Consider the following 17,688-nt stretch of genomic DNA (forward strand, 5'->3'; position numbering starts at 1 on the left):
GGCCCGGTGCCGCCCCCGCGGGCCACCCCCCCCCGCCCCCCCCCCCGCCCGGGGGGGGGGGCCGGGGCGGGGCCCGGGGGCCCCCCCGGGCCCCGGCCGCTCCGCGGACACTTTCGGCCAGCCGCCACCCGCGCCGCGCGGAGTCTGTCGAAACGGTTGCGCAGCATGAGGCGGATCGACCACGATGCAGAGGACAAACCCCGTACCGGCCAACGCAGTTGAGGGTACGGGGCGGGCAACTGCCAATGGTCGAACCAATTCCCTGCGGCGCTACCCCCCGGCGCCGCACCTCAGCACGGGTGCTGCCCTGACGCCCGTGCTGACCGCCAAGGGCCCCGCGGCGCCGCCTCCCACCCGGCCGCGCCCGGGGCCCTTCGCCTTGCCCGCGGCAGCAGAACCGGACCGGCCCCTACCCGTAAGGGCAGGGGCCGGAGTGGATCTCGGGGACGGGAGCCCCTGAGAGGGCTCCCTTAGGGGCCCTGCCCCTAAGGGAGAACCCCTAGGACCAGGCCCCCTAAGGGATCAGACCTTCTTCGGCGGCACCTCCGGCACCGGCAGCAGGAGCTGACCGAAGGCGCCCTCGGGTACGGCGGGTTCGCGCGGCGGTACGGCGTCGATGCGCTCGTACGCGGCGCCCTGCTCGGGCCGCGGGTCGGCCTCCCCCTTGTTGGGCCACAGCGACATGGCGCGCTCGGCCTGTGCGGTGATCGTGAGGGAGGGGTTCACACCCAGGTTCGCGGAGACCGAGGAACCGTCCACCACGGAGATCCCCGGATACCCGTAGAGCCGGTGATAGGGGTCGATCACACCCTGTTCCGGACCGTCCCCGATGGGGCACCCGCCCAGGAAGTGCGCGGTGAGCGGCATCTTGAGCAGCTCGCCCACGTTGGTGCCGGCGAAGCCGTTGATCTCCGTGGCGAGCTTGCGCGCGGCGTCAGCGCCCTCGGGGATGTGCACCGGGTTCGGCGCGCCGTGGCCCTGCTTCGCCGTCAACAGGCCCTTGCCCAGGCCCTTTTCCTTGCGAAAGGTGGTCAGCGAGTTGTCGTGGGTCTGCATGACCAGACCAATGATGATGCGCTCCGACCACTTCCGCGCCGACAGTGACCTGGCGAAGGTCACCGGCTGGCTGAGACATGTCCCGATGTGTGCGAGCGGGCCTGGCAGCTTGGTGTTCTGTCGCACCGGGAGGGTGGTGAGCGCGCTCATCGCGTTGGAGCCCTTGCCGTAACGGACGGGCTCGATATGAGTGTTCTCGTTCGGATGCACCGAAGAAGTGATCGCCACGCCGCGCGAGAAGTCCGGTTTCTCGCCCCATTTCTTCTGGTACTTGCGGTCGATCGTCTGCGCGCCGACCAGTGCCTCGGAGTTGGTGCGGGTCAGCTCGCCCAGCTTCGCGGAGAGCCGGGGCAGCTTCCCCTCGTCCCGCATCCGGTGCAGCAGCGTCTGCGTGCCGTACGCCCCCGCCGCGATCACCACCTCGCGGCAGCGCAGCACCCGCGGCGGCGCCTTCCGTTTGTCGGTGCGTACGCAGGTCACGGCGTAACCGCCGCTTTCCGCACCGGAGTTGGACGACAGCTCTTCCACCGCACTGACGGTCGTCATGGGATGGATCACCGCCCCGGCCTTCTCCGCCAGGTAGAGGTAGTTCTCGTTCAGGGTGTTCTTGGCCCCGTGGCGGCAGCCGGTCATGCACTCGCCGCACTCGGTGCAGGCGCGCCGCGAGGGGCCCGCGCCACCGAAGTACGGGTCGGGGACCTCCTGCCCGGGGCGGGCCTCGCTCTTGCCCTCCGCGTCCTGCTTGTCCCCGAAGAAGACCCCTACGGGTGCCATGTGGAAGGTGTCCCCGACACCCATCTCCTCGGCCGCGGCCCGGAGATGGGTGTCCGAGGGGGTCATGGTGGGGTTCAGCCGTACGCCGAGCATGCGCTGCGCCTGGTCGTAGTACGGCTTCAGCTCCGCCTGCCAGTCGGTGATGTGGCCCCACTGGCGGTCCTGGAAGAACGCGGGCGGCGGTACGTACAGCGTGTTCGCGTAGTTCAGCGAACCCCCGCCCACCCCGGCACCCGCCAGGATCATGACATTGCTCATCACGTGGATCCGCTGGATGCCGTAGAGGCCGAGGGCGGGCGCCCACAGGTAGTTCTTGATGTCCCAGGAGTTCTTGGGCAGCGCTTCGCGGGTGAAGCGGCGGCCGGCCTCCAGGACACCGACCTTGTAACCCTTCTCCGTCAGCCGCAGCGCGGAGACGGCGCCGCCGAAGCCGGAGCCGACGACAAGAACGTCATAGTGGTACGAATCCCTCTGTTCAGGGACAGACTTCTCCTCCGGCACGGCGGACCTCCGAAAACAGTGCGGCTCTGAACTGCGTAGGGGGTGCGTACGGGGCGTACGCGGGGGTTGTGTGCTGCTCCGGCGGGGCCCCGTACTGGCGGCCCCTTAAGGGGCCCGGATCAGCGGAAGCGGAAGGCCTTGAGGGCCTTGAGCGACGCGCTCATGAAGGCCGCGTACTTCTCGTCGTCCATGCCCAGCGACGGCGCCATCGGCAGCACCCGCTGGTGCGCCACGGTCTGCACCTCGGTGTACTTGAGGATGCCTTCGGAACCGTGCCGCCGCCCGAGCCCCGAGTCGCCCATGCCGCCCATCGGGGCCTGCGCGCTGCCGTAAGCGGAGGCGTAGCCCTCGTTGATGTTGACGGTGCCGGTGCGCAGCCGGGCCGCGATGTCCCTGGCGCGGCGCCCGTTCTTGCTCCAGACGCTCGAGTTCAACCCGTAGGGGGTGGAGTTGGCGAGCGAGACGGCCTCCTCGACGTCCGAGTAGCGGTAGACGGCGACGACCGGGCCGAAGGTCTCCTCGCCGCACACCGCCATCGGCGACTCGACGCCCTCGAGGATGGTCGGCTCGTAGAACAGCGGGCCGATGTCGGGCCTGGCCCGGCCGCCCGCGAGCACCTTCGCGCCCTTGTCCACGGCCTCCTCGACGTGCCGGGTCACGGTGTCGAGCTGGCGCTGCCCGGCGAGCGAGCCCATCTCGGCGCCGTACGCGAGGGAGTTGCCGAGCCGCATCGCCTTCGTACGGGCGGCGAAGCGCTCCAGGAAGTCGTCGGCGACGGACTCGTGCACGTACAGCCGCTCGATCGAGATGCAGAGCTGGCCCGCCGAGGAGAAGGCGCCGCGCACCGCGCCGGCCGCGGCCTTGTCGAGGTCGGCGTCGTCCAGCACGATCATGGCGTTCTTGCCGCCCAGCTCCAGCGAGCAGCCCACCAGCCGGGCCGCCGCCTTCTGCGCCACCTCGCGCCCCGTACGGGTCGACCCTGTGAACGACACGTAGTCGCCGCGGTCCACCACCTCGGGGCCCACTACGGGTCCGTCCCCGAGAACGACCTGCCACAGGTCCGCGGGGAGCCCGGCCTCGATGAGCTGCTCGCGCGCCCACAGGGCGGTCAGCGCGGTCTCGGTGTCCGGCTTCATCACCACGCCGTTGCCGGCGGCGAAGGCCGGAAGGGCATCCCCTACGGAGAGTTCGAAGGGGTAGTTCCAGGGCGCTATCTGCCCCACCACACCTCGGGGGTGCCGGAGCTCGGTGACCTTGGTAAGGGTGGGGATGGCGCCGGTACGGCCGCGCGGACGCAGGTACGAGGGCGCCTTCCGCCCGTAGTGGCGAGCGGCGACGGCGACCGCCTGGACCTCCTCGTGCGCGTGCAGCCGGGCCTTCCCGGTCTCCAGCTGGATCAGGTCCAGCACCTCGGACTGCCGCTTGAGCACCAGGTCGTGGAAGCGCAGCAGCACGGCGGCGCGCTCCCTTACGGGGCGGGCCTCCCAGGCGCGCTGCGCGGCGCGGGCGCGGTCGAAGGCGGCGGCGACGTCCTCCGCCGTGGACTCGGGCAGCTCCGCGAGCCGCTCCCCGGTGAACGGGTTGTGGCTGTACGTGCTGCCGCTGCCGGCGACCCCGTGGGTGAGCCGTGCGACGAGGTCGGGCGTGACGACGTCGTCCGCGGTCCGGACCCCGGCGGGCGCGGGGGCCACCGGGTTGCCGTCGGTGACGCTGGCTGTGGCGTTCGAGTCCGTCATGGTGCCGAGACTAGGACGCTGAGTGTCCCGGCGTATACCCGGCGGTAATCACTTTTCACCGAATCCGCCAGTGTTCGCTGGCACAAACCGGCCCAGGGATGGCCTCCGGGACGTCGACCAGCACCGCTCCCCCTAGGTGATCACCAACTTCCGCTCCCTTAGGGGGCCTTGCCCCTCAGGGAGGTACCCCTACCCAACCCCGCCCCTAAGGGAGCGCTAGCGGGTGACGCGGTAGGTGTCGGCGACTGCCTCGAAGATCCGGTCGATCTCCTTCTTCTTGTCCTTGTCGCCCATCACCATCAGCACGTGGTACCGCCCGCCCAGCACGGTGGCGCGGTTCCGCGCGTACACCTGGCGTCCGCTGTCCTGCCAGCCGAACGTCCCCTCGGCCATGGACGTCTCGCCCACGTCGATGCGGCGGAGCCCTGAGGTGGTCGCCCAGTCCGAGGCCCGGTACGCGGCGAGCTCGGGCTCGCTGTCCGACTGGTAGGCGGTCGGGTCCTCGCCGTACTCGCGCGTGGTGTCCCGGCCCTTCACCACGACCATCTCCACCCGGCCGCCGTTGTAGCGCACCTGTCCGTCGCCCGGCGTGGAGCGCCGGTTCCACTCCTGCGGCACGGCGATCTGGAAGCCCGCGGGGTCCTTGCTCATCTTGAACCCCTTAGGGGCCTTCACCGCCGGCCCCGGGTTCTTCGGCCGGTCGGCGCCCTTGCCACTCCCCTTACCCCTGTCAGGGGTTCCGGGCTTCGTGGTCTTCTCAGGGTTCTTCCCTCCGGGGCCCGTTCCCCGGTCTCCCTCAGGGGAGGGGGCGGCGCTCGGTTCCTCGACCGAGCCACGTTGCGGGGCACCCTGATCGCCCTCGGCCCCTTGCTTGGGCATGAACCACGTCGCGTACAGCATCCCCGCCGTCAGCCCGAAGAGCACCAGCCCCACCACCCACCGGCCCAGACGGCGCGACGCACGCGAGGTACGCGGCGTATTCGGGTCGCGCGGCGGACGCGAACTCCGGGGCGCGCGCGGCTTCTTGAGCGGCTTCGGCGGTCGCGGCGCCTTGGGGGCCTTGGGAGGTTTCGGCGCGCGGCCGGGCTTCGGCGGCTTGGGGAGCGCGGCGGTCTCGGTGCCTAGGCCGGGGTCCGGTGACCACTCCGGCTGCCGAGCCATCGACACCGTGGGCTCCACGAGGGGGGCGTCCGCGCCGGGGTCCGGCTCCGGAGCTGAGGCCGGGGCAGGGCCCGGAATCGGGGTCGGGCCCTGAGCGGGTTTCCACTTCGACCCCTGTGGCCACTCCCGCTTCTGCTTCAGCGGCTGTTGCTTCTTTCGCTCCCGGCTCTCTTCCTGTTCCTGCTCACGCTCCTCGGCCGCGGCGGGGTACGCCGGCGCGGGGCTCCACCCCTCAGGCATCCCGGAAGGGGCCTCCTGGGGAGTCCCGTAGGGGTCGCCGATGGCGTGTGCGTCGCTCGGGCCCACTGCGCCGCCGTACGCCTCCTCGGCGCCGGGAAGCACCGTCTTCTCCGGGGGTCTGCCGTGGGTCCGCCCCCGCTTGTGGCGGCGCTTCTTTCCACGGCCGCGGCCACGACCCTGGCCCTTGCCCTGACCCTGACTCCGGCCCCCTAGGTGGCCGGACTCCGCGTGCGGGGCCTCCTGTTCGGCCGCGACGGTCCCGAGCGCCGGCACCGCCTCCGGCGCGGACCCCTTAGGGGGCTCCTTCGCCTGGCCCGCGCGCGTGGCGCCCACGCGTCCGCTCCACCACGGGAACCAGCCACGCCGCCTGCGTACGAGTTCGCCGCGGCGCCGCAGGATGGGCAGCCGCCTCGGGTCGGAGGGGCGGCCCCCTTCCAGCGAGGGCGGGGCGACCACCGTGCCGTGCCCCGCATCCGGCTCGGGCGCCGAGCGGACCAGCGAGCGCAGCCAGCCGCGCAGCTCCTCGAAGTCCGGGCGCTCGGTGGGGTCCTGGCGCATCAGGGATTCCACTACGGGGCGCAGCGGACCGCACTCCTCGGCGAAGGCGGGCGGCTCGGCGCACACCATCTGCACGAGTTCCGCGACGTTCTCCTCCGGGTACGCGGCGTGCCCCTGCACCGCTCGGAACAACAGCGCGCCCAGCGCCCAGAGATCGGCCGCGGGGCCGACGGGGGGCGCGAGCCGCCAGTTCTCGTGGACCGGTCCTGCCTGTTCAGGGGCCCAGCGCTCGGTGACGGCGCCGACCATCGTCATGCGCGCGTGCCGGGCCCGCTCCGCCGCGAGGGCCGTGGCGGGACCGCGGTACGCGTCGTCCTCCACCTCGCGGGGCGCGGCCCAAGCCCCGCTGCCGCCCCCGGCCTCATCCCCGTGCGCGGCGAACTCACCCGCGCCAAAGTCCTCTTCCCCCTGATCCACCTCAGGGGCGCGCTCGTCTTCCGACACTCCCCCGTCCGCGCCGTCGCCCCCAGGTGCAGTCTGCGCGGTCTGCCATGTCGTACGCACCGAGCGGCTGTTTCCCTTACGGGGGCCCGGCAGGGTCGTCGGGCTCACCACATCGCCGCTGGGCGGCAACCACCTGACGTCCTCGTCCGGCACGGCGGAGGCAGGGGCCTGCTCCACAGCCTCCCCGTACGGGTCCCCGTCAGGGGCGTCCGGGGCGCTCTCAGGGGCGCGGTCCGCACCGCTGTCTGACGCCCCCTCCCCCAACAGATCTGCGGGATCCGGCTGTTGAGACCACCACGCGATGGCTCCCGCGCTGAACCCCGCTTCGCCGCCGCGCCCCTCCGCGTCCCGCTCGGGGTCCGTTCCGCGGTCCTCGGCCTCGCGGTCGGCGGCCCGCATCTCGGCGGCGCGCCGCGCACCGGCCCGGTACGCCGCGATGGCGCCGCGCCGCGCGGCCCGCATCCGGGCGTCGGCCCCCACGTCGCCGTACGGCCCCTCGGTCTCGTAGCCCGGCCTCACCGGAGCGCTGCCGGGGGTGAACTCCCACCCCGCTGCGCCCCGTTCACCCGCGCCGTACCGCGCCCCTGCGCCGGAGCCCTCGTGGCCCTCGCCCTCGTGGTCCCGCGCTCCCCCGTGCCACTCCCCCGCGTCGCCCTGCCCTTGGGGGCTGCCCCAGCCTTGCCGGGTCCCCTCCCCGTAAGGGCCATGGCTCCCGTAGGGGTCGTCGCCGTCCCCGTAAGGGACATCACCGTCCCCGTAGGGGGCCTCGCGCGGGTCGGAGCCGTCGCGCCCGTACGGCGCCTCGGTCCCGTACGGGGCACCCTGCCCGTAGGGGTCATCAGGGCCGGAAGGGGCGCCGGCTCCGTACGGATCACCCGACCCGTACGGGCCACCTGCGCTATGCGGTCCGGCGCGCCCCGCCGTACCGCGCGCCGATCGGTCCCCCGCACCCAACGCCGAGCCGTCGAAGCCGAAGATGCCCTGGCCCCTGTGGTCCTCCCAGTGGCCGTCCAGGCGTTCGCTGCTGCCCTCCTTGGCGGCGGGGGCGTCCTCGGCCGACTCCTCGTGCCGTGCCGCGAAGCCCTCGGGGAGCGCGCTGCCGTTCCAGGTCTCCGGGAGGTGCCCGTACGGGGAAGGCGCCGGGGGCCGTGCCTCCGGGGGCTCCTGTTCGCCTGCCGCGCCGTCCTCCGCGCCCGGTATCAGCCCTCGCGGGGCCGGCGGCGTCCCCGGGTCGCTCTCCCCCTCCGGGGAACCCTGAGGTGCCCCGTCCCCTAGGGGAACTCCCTCAGAGGGTTCCTCCCTAGGGGGCCGGTCGCTCGTCCGACCCTGAGCGGGCCGGTCCTGAGCCGACCAGGCCCCGGACAACCGCTCCTGGGACATCCGGCCGGGAGCCGGCTGGGCGTGGCCGGGCCCCACCCCGTCCTCCCCCTCCGCCTCTCCCGCAACATCCGCCCCCGCGCCCTCCGTTGCCCCCTCGCCCCTCCGAGGCGGCAGCGGGTCGTAGCCGCACAGGGCCTCCTCGGCGGCGCCGGCCGCGAGGCCGCTCAGTACCGCCCGGCCGTCCTCGCAGATCAGCACCGTGCGGGCGGTGATGTTGCGGTGGGTCCAACCGTGGGCGTGCACGGCCCGCAGCGCCGCGAGCAGGTCGGCGGCGATCTCCGCGGCGCGGTGCGCCTCCAGCGGGCGGCGCTCCAGCAGCGTGGACAGCGGCCGCGAGGGCACCAATTCGCTGACCACCCACAGCCCTTCGCCCTCGACGAAGACGTCGTAGACCTGGTCGAGGCGCGGGTGATCGGGCAGCCGCGCCGCCTCCCAAGCGGCCTCCACCGCGCGCCGCACCGTGGGATCGGCGGGCCTGCGAGTGGCCCGGCCCGCCGCGCCCAGAACTCCGCGGCCACCGGGGCCGCCGTCTCCGCCGGCGCCCGGCGAACCGTCCGAAGGCGCACGGCCCGATCCCGTCACCGCCGGGTCGAGCACCTCCGCTTCCACCACCTCGGGCAGCGGGATGCGGCGTACCAGGACCTCCTGGTCGCTCGCGGTGTCGAAGGCGACGACCACGTCCGGGTCGGGGCGCTGTCCGGAATCGAAGGTTCCGGCGGGAGGGTGCGGCAGCCGGTAGCGATCGGCAAGCAATCGCCCCGCTACATCCGCGTACTCGCCGTACTCGTCCACGACGCCTCCCGAGAGCGCGCGAGACCGTCAAACCTCACTAATTCCCAGTCGCATCCGCTCTATTGCGGACGTTTACGGCCTGCGGGACCTCACGATACGTGCCCATGCGATCCTCCGCGCGAGTACCGGAGAGTCTGCAGGCCACCACGGTCGGTCCACGGTGGTAGTGCACCTGTTCGTGCGGTGCGTATCCCCCGGCGGGCCGCGCGGGAACCGTGTACGCCGGGGATTCGCGTACACCGGTGAACTCCGCGCACCCGTAAGGGGCGTGAGGGGAACGTGTGGAGCACCGCTCCCCTAGGGGGTCTGGGGCCCCTAGGGGAGCGCCCGCCTCAGCCCTTGGGCTTGAAGCTCTTGAACGCGGTCTCGCGCAGCTGCCGGCACTGCTTGCCGTCCCACTCGGAGGCCTTGCAGGTGATCATGATGGCGTAGCCGTTCGAGCCGTCCACCTTGAAGCCGCGGTTGAGTATCCGGACCTTCTGACCGTTCTCCTGCCGGGTGAACTTCCAGTCGGCGACGGACGGGTAGCCGCGCCAGCCGACCTTGTCGATGCCGATCAGGTGGTACCCGGGGCTGCTGCCGCGTACGGCGTTCTCCGCCTGGTGCCAGGCGCGCGCGGCGTCGGCCCCCGGCGAACTCGTGTGGTCCACCTGCACCTTGGGGAGGCTGCCGGACGAGGCGCCGTACTTGGCGCCGGAGTTCTGCCCGGCCACGCCGGTCTTCCGGAAGCCCTCCGGCATCCCCATGCTGAAGCCGAAGGCGCCGTCGTCGACCTTCTTGAAGCCCTTGGGCAGGCCGGAATCGCCGGGCTTCCCGCCGTCCTTGCCGCCCTTGTCGCCGTCCTTCGACGCGTCCTGGCCGGAGGAGGGGGACGCCTCGGGTGAGGGCGTGTTCTTCTCGCCACCCTGCTGGCCCTGCCCCTTGTCCTTGTCCTGGCCCTTGTCCGCCGACGTCTTCCCGCCCTGGTCGGATCCGGCCGCGCTGCCCGAGCCGCCCTTGGCTCCCTGGTCACCGCCACCGCCGCTCGCGACCGTGGCGACCACGGCGACGATCAGCACCACAGCGGCGATCACCGCGGCGGCGATCACGAGCGTGCGCCGCGAGAAGCGCTCGGTCAGCGTGGCGAGCGCGGCCTTGCCGCCGCCACCGCCCGCGCCCCGCACGGCGGTCCCGGAACCAGCCACACCGGAACCGGAGCCACCCCCGGCCCCCGCACCGGCGCCGCCGCCCGACCCGGACCCAGCCCCGGAGCCCTTCGCCAACGCTCCAGAACCGGAATCCGCGCCCGCACCGGCCGCACCAGCCGCGCCCGCGCCGGCCTCCTCGGGCAGCCGCCCCGCATCCCCCTTACGGGAGGAGCCCCGGGCGCCACTCTTACTGGAAGTCCCGGACGCCGCACCGCTCTTGGCGCCGCCCTTGGCACCGGCCTTCGCGCCGCCCCGCGCGGAACCGCCCTTGGCGCCACCCTTCGCGCCGGCTCCGCCCTTCGCGCCGCCGCCACTCTTCGTACCGGCGCCCGCAGCCCCCGCGGCCGCCCCTGAGAGCGCCCCCGAGGCCGACCCCGAGGACTTCCCGGAGCGGGAGTCGCCGGACTTTCCGGAGCGCGAGCCCCCCGAGCCCTTCTCAGGGGCGGGGGTCCCGGCGTCCTCCTCCGGCGGCGACGGCATGGCCACCGTCCGCGTGGCGTCGGGGACTTCGGGCGTCGCGGTGCCGGCGGCCACCGGCTCCAGCAGCGCACGCGCGCCGTCCACGTCGAGCCGCTTCTCCGGGTCCTTGACCAGCAGGCCGTAGATCGCCTCGGACAGCTCGCCGGCGTTCTCCGAGTGCGGGACGGGCTCCGTCATGACGGCGGTCAGGGTCGAGATCGCCGAGCCCTTGTCGTACGGCGGACGGCCCTCGACCGCCGCGTACAGCAGGCCGCCCAGCGACCACAGGTCGGCCGGGGTGCCCGGCGGCTTGCCGCGCGCACGCTCGGGCGAGATGTACGAGGGGGCGCCCACCAGCATGCCGGTCGAGGTCACCGACGGGTCGCCCTCGACCTTCGCGATGCCGAAGTCGGTGAGGACCACGCGGCCCGTGCCGTCCTCCAACAGGACGTTGGACGGCTTCACGTCGCGGTGCAGGATGCCCTCGCGGTGCGCGGCGCGCAGCACGTCGAGGACGGCGAGGCCGACCTGCGCGGCGCGCCTCGGGGTGAGCGGGCCGTCCTCCTTGATCCGGTCGGCCAGCGAACGGCCCTCGACCAGCTCCATCACGATCCACGGCCGGTCGTCCTCGTTGACCACGTCGAAGACGGTGATGGCGCTGCCGCTGCGGATCCGCGCGATGGCCTTGGCCTCGCGCAGCGTGCGGGTGATGAGGCGCTGCTTCTCCTCGTCGTCCACGCTGTTCGGGAAGCGCAGCTCCTTCACCGCGACCGTGCGGCTCAGGATCTCGTCCTCGCCGCGCCACACGGTTCCCATCCCGCCGCGCCCGAGGACGTCCCCGAGCCGATAGCGACCGCCTATCAGCCGGCCCGTGTCCTCGCTGCTCATGAAACCCCTTGTGTCCCCTCTGCGATGAGCCCACCCCCAGCGGAGACTTCATTGTGAACCATTGCTCCGACAAGGCGTGTACGGGGGCTGCACAGCGGCCTCACACACTTCTCACGAGTTCACTGCGCTCCCCAACACCCCCACGCGGAACGGCCGCAGGAGGTTGCGTCCCGCCGACAACGACATGATCACGATCAGCGGGCCGCCACGGTGACGGAGTCCATCACCGCGCGGCCCGCTTCGGCAACGCCTCGACGCGTCAACACCCCACTGCACCGGCGCAAACGGCGAACGCGCCCCCTAAGGGGCACGCCACGCCTCAGCGGCACGCCGCGCGTCAGGGACACGTCGCGCCTCAGGGAGACGCCACCCCTAGGGGCACCCTGCCCCTAGGGGTTCCTCACAGCGGCACGATGTCCGGCGCCCCCAACCGCGCCGCGTCCGCGGTCTGGTCGTCGGGCTGGAGCTGGGATTCGCGCTCCGCCTCCACGCGCTTCTCGTAGTGCGCGACCTCGCGTTCGACCTGGTCCATGTCCCAGCCCAGCACCGGCGCCATGAGCTCGGCGCACTCCCGCGCGCTCAGCGTGCCCCGGTCGAAGGTCTCGATGGAGATCCTGGTGCGCCGTGTCAGCACGTCGTCCAGGTGCCGCGCGCCCTCGTGGGTGCACGCGTACACGACCTCGGCCTTGAGGTAGTCGTCGGCAGCGGGCAGCGGCTCGCCCAACTTCGGGTCGGCGGCGATGAGGTCGAGCACCTCCTGCGCCAACGAGCCGTACCGGTTGAGCAGATGCTCCACCCGCACCTCGTGGATGCCGGTGCGCGCGGCGATCCTGGCCCGCGCGTTCCAGAGCGCGTGGTAGCCCTCGGCGCCCGCGAGCGGCACCTCCTCCGTGACGCACTCGGCGACCCGCAGGTCGAGGCCGTGCACCGCCTCGTCCACCGCGTCCTTCGCCATCACCCGGTACGTCGTGTACTTGCCGCCCGCGATCACCACGAGCCCCGGCACCGGGTGCGCCACCGTGTGCTCGCGCGACAGTTTGCTGGTCGCGTCGGACTCGCCGGCCAGCAGCGGCCGCAGCCCCGCGTACACGCCCTGCACGTCGTCCCGCGTCAAGGGCACGGACAGCACCGCGTTCACGTGTTCCAGCAGGTAGTCGATGTCCGCGCTGGACGCGGCGGGGTGCGCCTTGTCGAGGTCCCAGTCGGTGTCCGTCGTCCCGATGATCCAGTGCCGTCCCCAGGGGATGACGAACAGCACGCTCTTCTCGGTACGCAGGATGAGCCCGGTCGAGGAGTTGATCCGGTCCTTCGGGACCACTAGGTGGATCCCCTTGGAGGCCCGGACGTGGAACTGCCCGCGCTCCGCGATCAACCCCTGGGTGTCGTCGGTCCACACGCCGGTCGCGTTCACGACCTGCTTGGCCCTTACCTCGAATTCGCCGCCCTGCTCCAGGTCCTGGATCCGGGCGCCCACCACGCGCTCGCCCTCGCGCAGGAAGCCCACGACCCGCGCGCGGTTCGCCGCCAGCGCTCCGTACGCCGCCGCCGTCCGTACGAGCGTGGCCGTGTAGCGCGCGTCGTCCATCTGCGCGTCGTAATACTGCAGTGCTCCCACCAGCGCGTCCTTCTTCAGGGCCGGCGCGACGCGCAGCGCGTGGCGGCGCGAGAGGTGGCGGTGGGTGGGCAGCCCGCGCCCGTGCCCCGAGGACACCGACATCGCGTCGTACATCGCGACGCCCGTCCCCGCATAGAGCCGCTCCCAGCCCTTGTGCTGGAGCGGATAGAGAAAGGGCACCGGCTTGACCAGGTGCGGAGCGATCCGCTGGATCAGCAGTCCGCGCTCCTTGAGGGCCTCCCTCACGAGGGCGAAGTCGAGCATCTCCAGGTAGCGCAGCCCGCCGTGGATCAGCTTGCTGGAGCGGCTGGAGGTGCCGGAAGCCCAGTCCCTCGCCTCGACGATCCCGGTGGAGAGCCCGCGGGTCGCGGCGTCCAGCGCGGTGCCGGCGCCGACCACCCCGGCGCCGACGACCAGCACGTCGAGTTCCCGTTCGGCCATTGTCGCCAGCGCTTCGGCACGCTGTTCCGGTCCCAGTGTCGCTGTCCTCACCGCTGCCTCCCGTGACGGTCCTGCTGGCCGGTCTCTGACTGCGTCCCCCCGGGGCCTCCCCTCAGGCCGATGCTCCCCCATTTCTACGACTTTGACCTCACGCTGGCATGCCCGCGTCCGCAATCCCGGAGATCGGTCATATTGGCCCTTAACCTGACAATGCGCCCAGCACAACTCGGCGCCCAGCACAGCGCAGCGAGAGGAGGAGGTCCGCCGCCATGCCCGCAGATCTCGCAGTTCTGGGGCTCGGCCATTCCGGGCTCTCCGTGTGTCAGGCCGCCGTGGCGGCAGGCATCGGCACCATCGGCTACGACCCGGACGAGTCCACCGTCGCCGACCTCAACTCGGGCCGCCCGCCCGCGAACGGCTCGCTGTCGGCCGCCGCGATCCGCCGGATGCTCTCCGGCGGATTCCGCGCCACCAGCGACCCGGCCGTGCTCGGGCGGGTCCGTACGGCCGTGATCTGCGCCCCGACCCCGCTGGGCGAGGACAGGGCGCTGGATCTGACCGCGGTGCGGACCGCGGCGCAGACGCTCGCCGCCGAGCTGCGGCCGCGGGCGACCGTCATCCTCGAGTCGACCGTGTACCCGGGAAGCACCGAGGAAATCCTGCGGCCCCTGCTGGAGGAGGGCTCGGGGTTGCGTGCGGGGCGGGATTTCCACCTGGCCCATTCCCCCGCCCGGGTCGATCCCGGGAGCCGCGGATTCGGTTTCGCGAACATCCCGAAGGTCATCGGCGGCCTCACCCCCGCCTGCACGGAGGCCGCCGCCGCCTTCTACGGCCGCCTCACCGACAAGGTCGTACGCGCCCGCGGCCCGCGCGAGGCGGAGACGGTGAAGCTGCTGGAGACCAACTACCGGCAGGTGAACATCGCGTTGGTGAACGAGATGGCGGTCTTCTGCCACGACGTCGGCGTGGACCTGTGGGACGTGATCAGGTGCGCCGAGACCAAGCCGTTCGGGTACCAGTCCTTCCGCCCCGGACCCGGTGTAGGGGGCCACGGAACCCCCGTCGACCCCAACTACCTCTCGTACCGCAGCCGTTCGCTGGGCTATCCGCTCCGGATGATCGAGGTCGCGCAGGAGGCCAACTCGCGCATGCCCCGGTACGTGGCACAGCGCGCCGCCGCCCTGCTCAACGAGCACGGCAAGTCGGCGCGCGGCGCCCGCATCCTGCTGCTCGGCGTGACCTACAAGCCGGATCTCGCCGACCAGGAGGGTGCGCCCGCGCGGGAGGTGGGCACCCGGCTCAAGGACCTCGGGGCGCAGCTCAGCTACCACGACCCCTACGTGTTCCAGTGGCACGTCGCGGGCCGCCCCGTACCCCGCGCGGACTCCCTGTACGAGTCGGCCGCCGCGGCCGACCTGACGGTGCTCCTCCAGCACCACAGGACGTACGACCTCCAAGGCTTGGCCGCCAAGTCCCAGCTCCTTCTGGACACCCGGGGGGCGACCCCTACGGGTGCGGCACACCGGCTCTGAGCCCTTAGGGGCAGGGGCCGTAGGGGCAGAGCCCGTAGGGGGCAGGACCCGTACGGGTCCGCGGCGTCGGCACGCAAAAGGGCGGGTCCGGGAAAACCCTGACCCGCCCTCGCGGCGTCCACGGCCCCTAGGGGGCTGGAGCTCAGCGGCTGCGCGCCACCGTCACCTCGACCCGCTGGAACTCCTTCAGGTCGGAGTACCCGGTCGTGGCCATGGCACGGCGCAGCGCGCCGAAGATGTTCATCGAACCGTCCGGGGTGTGCGACGGGCCGAGCAGGACCTCCTCGGTCGTGCCGACCGCGCCGAGGTCCATCCGCTTCCCGCGCGGCACGTCCTCGTGGACGGCCTCCATGCCCCAGTGGTGCCCGCGGCCCGGCGCGTCCGTGGCGCGCGCCAGCGGCGAGCCCATCATCACGGCGTCCGCGCCGCACGCGATGGCCTTCGGCAGGTCGCCGGACCAGCCCACGCCGCCGTCGGCGATGACGTGCACGTACCGGCCGCCGCTCTCGTCCATGTAGTCCCGGCGGGCCGCGGCGACGTCCGCGACGGCGGTGGCCATCGGCACCTGGATGCCGAGCACGTTGCGCGTGGTGTGCGCGGCGCCGCCGCCGAAGCCGACCAGCACGCCGGCCGCGCCGGTGCGCATGAGGTGCAGCGCCGCGGTGTACGTGGCGCAGCCGCCGACGATGACCGGGACGTCGAGCTCGTAGATGAACTGCTTCAGGTTCAGCGGCTCGGCGGCGCTGGACACGTGCTCGGCGGAGACGGTCGTCCCGCGGATCACGAAGAGGTCCACGCCCGCGTCCACGACCGTCTTGGAGAACTCGGCGGTGCGCTGCGGGGAGAGCGCGGCGGCGGTCACGACGCCGGAGTCGCGCACCTCCTTGATCCGCTGGCCGATCAGCTCCTCCTTGATCGGCTCGGCGTAGATCTCCTGCATGCGCCGGTTCGCCGTCTCCTCGTCCAGCTCGGCGATCTCCGCGAGCAGCGGCTCCGGGTCCTCGTACCGGGTCCACAGGCCCTCGAGGTTGAGCACCCCGAGGCCGCCCAGCTCGCCGATCCGGATCGCGGTCTGCGGGGAGACGACCGAGTCCATCGGCGCCGCGAGGAACGGCAGCTCGAAGCGGTAGGCATCGATCTGCCAGGCGATCGAGACCTCCTTCGGATCACGCGTGCGCCGGCTCGGCACCACGGCGATGTCGTCGAATGCGTACGCCTGCCGACCGCGCTTTCCGCGTCCGATCTCGATCTCTGTCACGTCTCTAGCCCTTCAGCCTTCACTCTGCCGTGCCGTCCCAGTATCGCCGACAGGCCGGAGCCCGCGGCCAAGGAGGGCCGCGGGCTCCCGAATTCCCTTGTCACAGCGCCCCTGGGGGCGCCGCTCAGCACCGTACGGACATCGCCGACGGCGACCGCTCAGCGCCGCGAGTAGTTCGGCGCCTCCGTCGTCATCTGGATGTCGTGCGGGTGGCTCTCCTTGAGGCCGGCCGCGGTGATCCGTACGAAGCGGCCGTTCTCCTTCATCTCCGGGATCGTGCGCCCGCCGACGTAGAACATCGACTGCTTCAGACCGCCGACGAGCTGGTGCGTCACGGCGGAGAGCGGGCCGCGGTAGGGCACCTGGCCCTCGACGCCCTCGGGGACCAGCTTGTCGTCGCTGCTGACCTGCTCCTGGAAGTAGCGGTCCTTGGAGAAGGAGCGGTCGTCGCCGCGGGTCTGCATCGCGCCCAGCGAGCCCATGCCGCGGTACGACTTGAACTGCTTGCCGTTGATGAACAGCGTCTCGCCCGGCGACTCCTCACAGCCCGCGAGCAGGCTGCCCAGCATCACCGTGTCGGCGCCCGCGACGATCGCCTTGGCGATGTCGCCGCTGTACTGCAGGCCGCCGTCGCCGATCACCGGGACGCCCGCGCTCTTCGCGGCCTCTGCGGCCTCGTAGATCGCCGTGACCTGCGGAACGCCGATGCCGGCCACGACCCGCGTGGTGCAGATCGAACCGGGGCCCACGCCCACCTTGATGCCGTCGGCGCCGGAGTCCACCAGGGCCTTGGCGCCCTCGCGGGTGGCGATGTTGCCGCCCACGACGTCCACGGCGGAGTTCGACTTGATCTTGGCGACCATGTCGCCGACCAGCCGCGAGTGTCCGTGCGCGGTGTCCACGACGATGAAGTCGACGCCCGCCTCGATCAGGGCCTGGGCGCGCTCGTACGCGTCACCGGCGACGCCCACCGCGGCGCCGACGACCAGCCGGCCCTCGCTGTCCTTGGCGGCGTTCGGATACTGCTCGGCCTTCACGAAGTCCTTGACCGTGATCAGGCCCTTGAGCACGCCGCCCTCGTCCACCAGCGGCAGCTTCTCGATCTTGTGGCGGCGCAGCAGCTCCATGGCCTCCAGGCCGGAGATGCCGACCTTGCCGGTGACCAGCGGCATCGGCGTCATGACCTCGCGCACCTCGCGCGAGCGGTCCGACTCGAAGGCCATGTCCCGGTTGGTCACGATGCCGAGCAGCTTCCCGGCCGCGTCGGTCACCGGCACGCCGCTGATCCGGAAGCGGCCGCACAGCTCGTCGGCCTCCCGCAGCGTCGCGTCGGGGCGGATCGTGATCGGGTCGGTGACCATGCCGGACTCAGAGCGCTTGACCCGGTCGACCTGGTTGGCCTGCGCCTCGATGGAGAGGTTGCGGTGCAGCACGCCCACGCCGCCCTGACGGGCCATGGCGATGGCCATCCGCGCCTCGGTGACCTTGTCCATCGCGGCCGACAGCAGCGGGACGTTCACCCGCACGTTGCGCGAGATGTACGAGGCGGTGTCGATGTCCTGCGGCGCCATGTCCGACTCGCCCGGCAGCAGCAGAACGTCGTCGTATGTCAGCCCGAGCATGGCGAATTTGGCGGGGACTCCGTCGACGTTGTCTGTCATGACAC

At 72.2% G+C, this 17,688-nt stretch carries 8 protein-coding genes; 1 reads left to right on the top strand and 7 read right to left on the bottom strand.

From position 1 onward, the window contains the following. Positions 1–522: 522 nt before the first annotated feature. The 5 genes from ABEE00_RS25310 to ABEE00_RS25330 form a co-directional block, all read right to left on the bottom strand. The gene (locus tag ABEE00_RS25310; protein ID WP_345747969.1) at positions 523–2,331 is read right to left on the bottom strand and encodes a GMC family oxidoreductase; all 1,809 of its coding nucleotides are present in this window, start codon (positions 2,329–2,331) and stop codon (positions 523–525) included. 119 nt (positions 2,332–2,450) lie between these two features. Beyond that, a complete protein-coding gene (locus ABEE00_RS25315) occupies positions 2,451–4,067 on the bottom strand; it encodes a succinic semialdehyde dehydrogenase (RefSeq protein ID WP_345747970.1) in 1,617 nt (538 codons plus the stop codon). 216 nt (positions 4,068–4,283) lie between these two features. Continuing rightward, positions 4,284–8,642: a protein kinase gene (locus tag ABEE00_RS25320; RefSeq protein WP_345747971.1), complete on the bottom strand. Its 4,359-nt coding sequence runs from the start codon at positions 8,640–8,642 to the stop codon at positions 4,284–4,286. Between the two features lie 332 nt (positions 8,643–8,974). Next, positions 8,975–11,176 carry a serine/threonine-protein kinase gene (locus tag ABEE00_RS25325; RefSeq protein WP_345747972.1) on the bottom strand — a complete coding sequence of 734 codons (2,202 nt, stop codon included), beginning with the start codon at positions 11,174–11,176 and terminating at the stop codon, positions 8,975–8,977. A gap of 400 nt (positions 11,177–11,576) precedes the next feature. Next, positions 11,577–13,283 (bottom strand): glycerol-3-phosphate dehydrogenase/oxidase, encoded by a 1,707-nt coding sequence (locus tag ABEE00_RS25330; RefSeq protein ID WP_345747973.1) that lies wholly within the window; start codon positions 13,281–13,283, stop codon positions 11,577–11,579. Between the two features lie 218 nt (positions 13,284–13,501). On the opposite strand from ABEE00_RS25330, the gene ABEE00_RS25335 reads away from it, so the two are divergent. Next, positions 13,502–14,764 carry a nucleotide sugar dehydrogenase gene (locus ABEE00_RS25335; protein WP_345747974.1) on the top strand — a complete coding sequence of 421 codons (1,263 nt, stop codon included), beginning with the start codon at positions 13,502–13,504 and terminating at the stop codon, positions 14,762–14,764. Positions 14,765–14,906: 142 nt separating this feature from the next. Here ABEE00_RS25335 and ABEE00_RS25340 read toward each other — a convergent pair whose 3' ends face one another. After that, entirely contained in the window at positions 14,907–16,022 is a 1,116-nt protein-coding gene (locus tag ABEE00_RS25340) for a GuaB3 family IMP dehydrogenase-related protein (RefSeq protein ID WP_345747975.1), read from the bottom strand. A gap of 158 nt (positions 16,023–16,180) precedes the next feature. Beyond that, positions 16,181–17,683 (bottom strand): IMP dehydrogenase, encoded by a 1,503-nt coding sequence (guaB, locus tag ABEE00_RS25345; RefSeq protein ID WP_345747976.1) that lies wholly within the window; start codon positions 17,681–17,683, stop codon positions 16,181–16,183. Positions 17,684–17,688: the final 5 nt, after the last annotated feature.

It is taken from the genome of Streptomyces odontomachicola (genome assembly GCF_039605595.1).
GTDB lineage: Bacteria > Actinomycetota > Actinomycetes > Streptomycetales > Streptomycetaceae > Streptomyces.

Excerpts from the sequence above, each read along its gene's own strand:
- ABEE00_RS25315 (WP_345747970.1), bottom strand. The coding sequence starts at position 4,067 with ATGACGGACTCGAACGCCACAGCCAGCGTCACCGACGGCAACCCGGTG.
- ABEE00_RS25325 (WP_345747972.1), bottom strand. The coding sequence starts at position 11,176 with ATGAGCAGCGAGGACACGGGCCGGCTGATAGGCGGTCGCTATCGGCTC.
- guaB (WP_345747976.1), bottom strand. The coding sequence starts at position 17,683 with ATGACAGACAACGTCGACGGAGTCCCCGCCAAATTCGCCATGCTCGGG.
- ABEE00_RS25335 (WP_345747974.1), top strand. The coding sequence starts at position 13,502 with ATGCCCGCAGATCTCGCAGTTCTGGGGCTCGGCCATTCCGGGCTCTCC.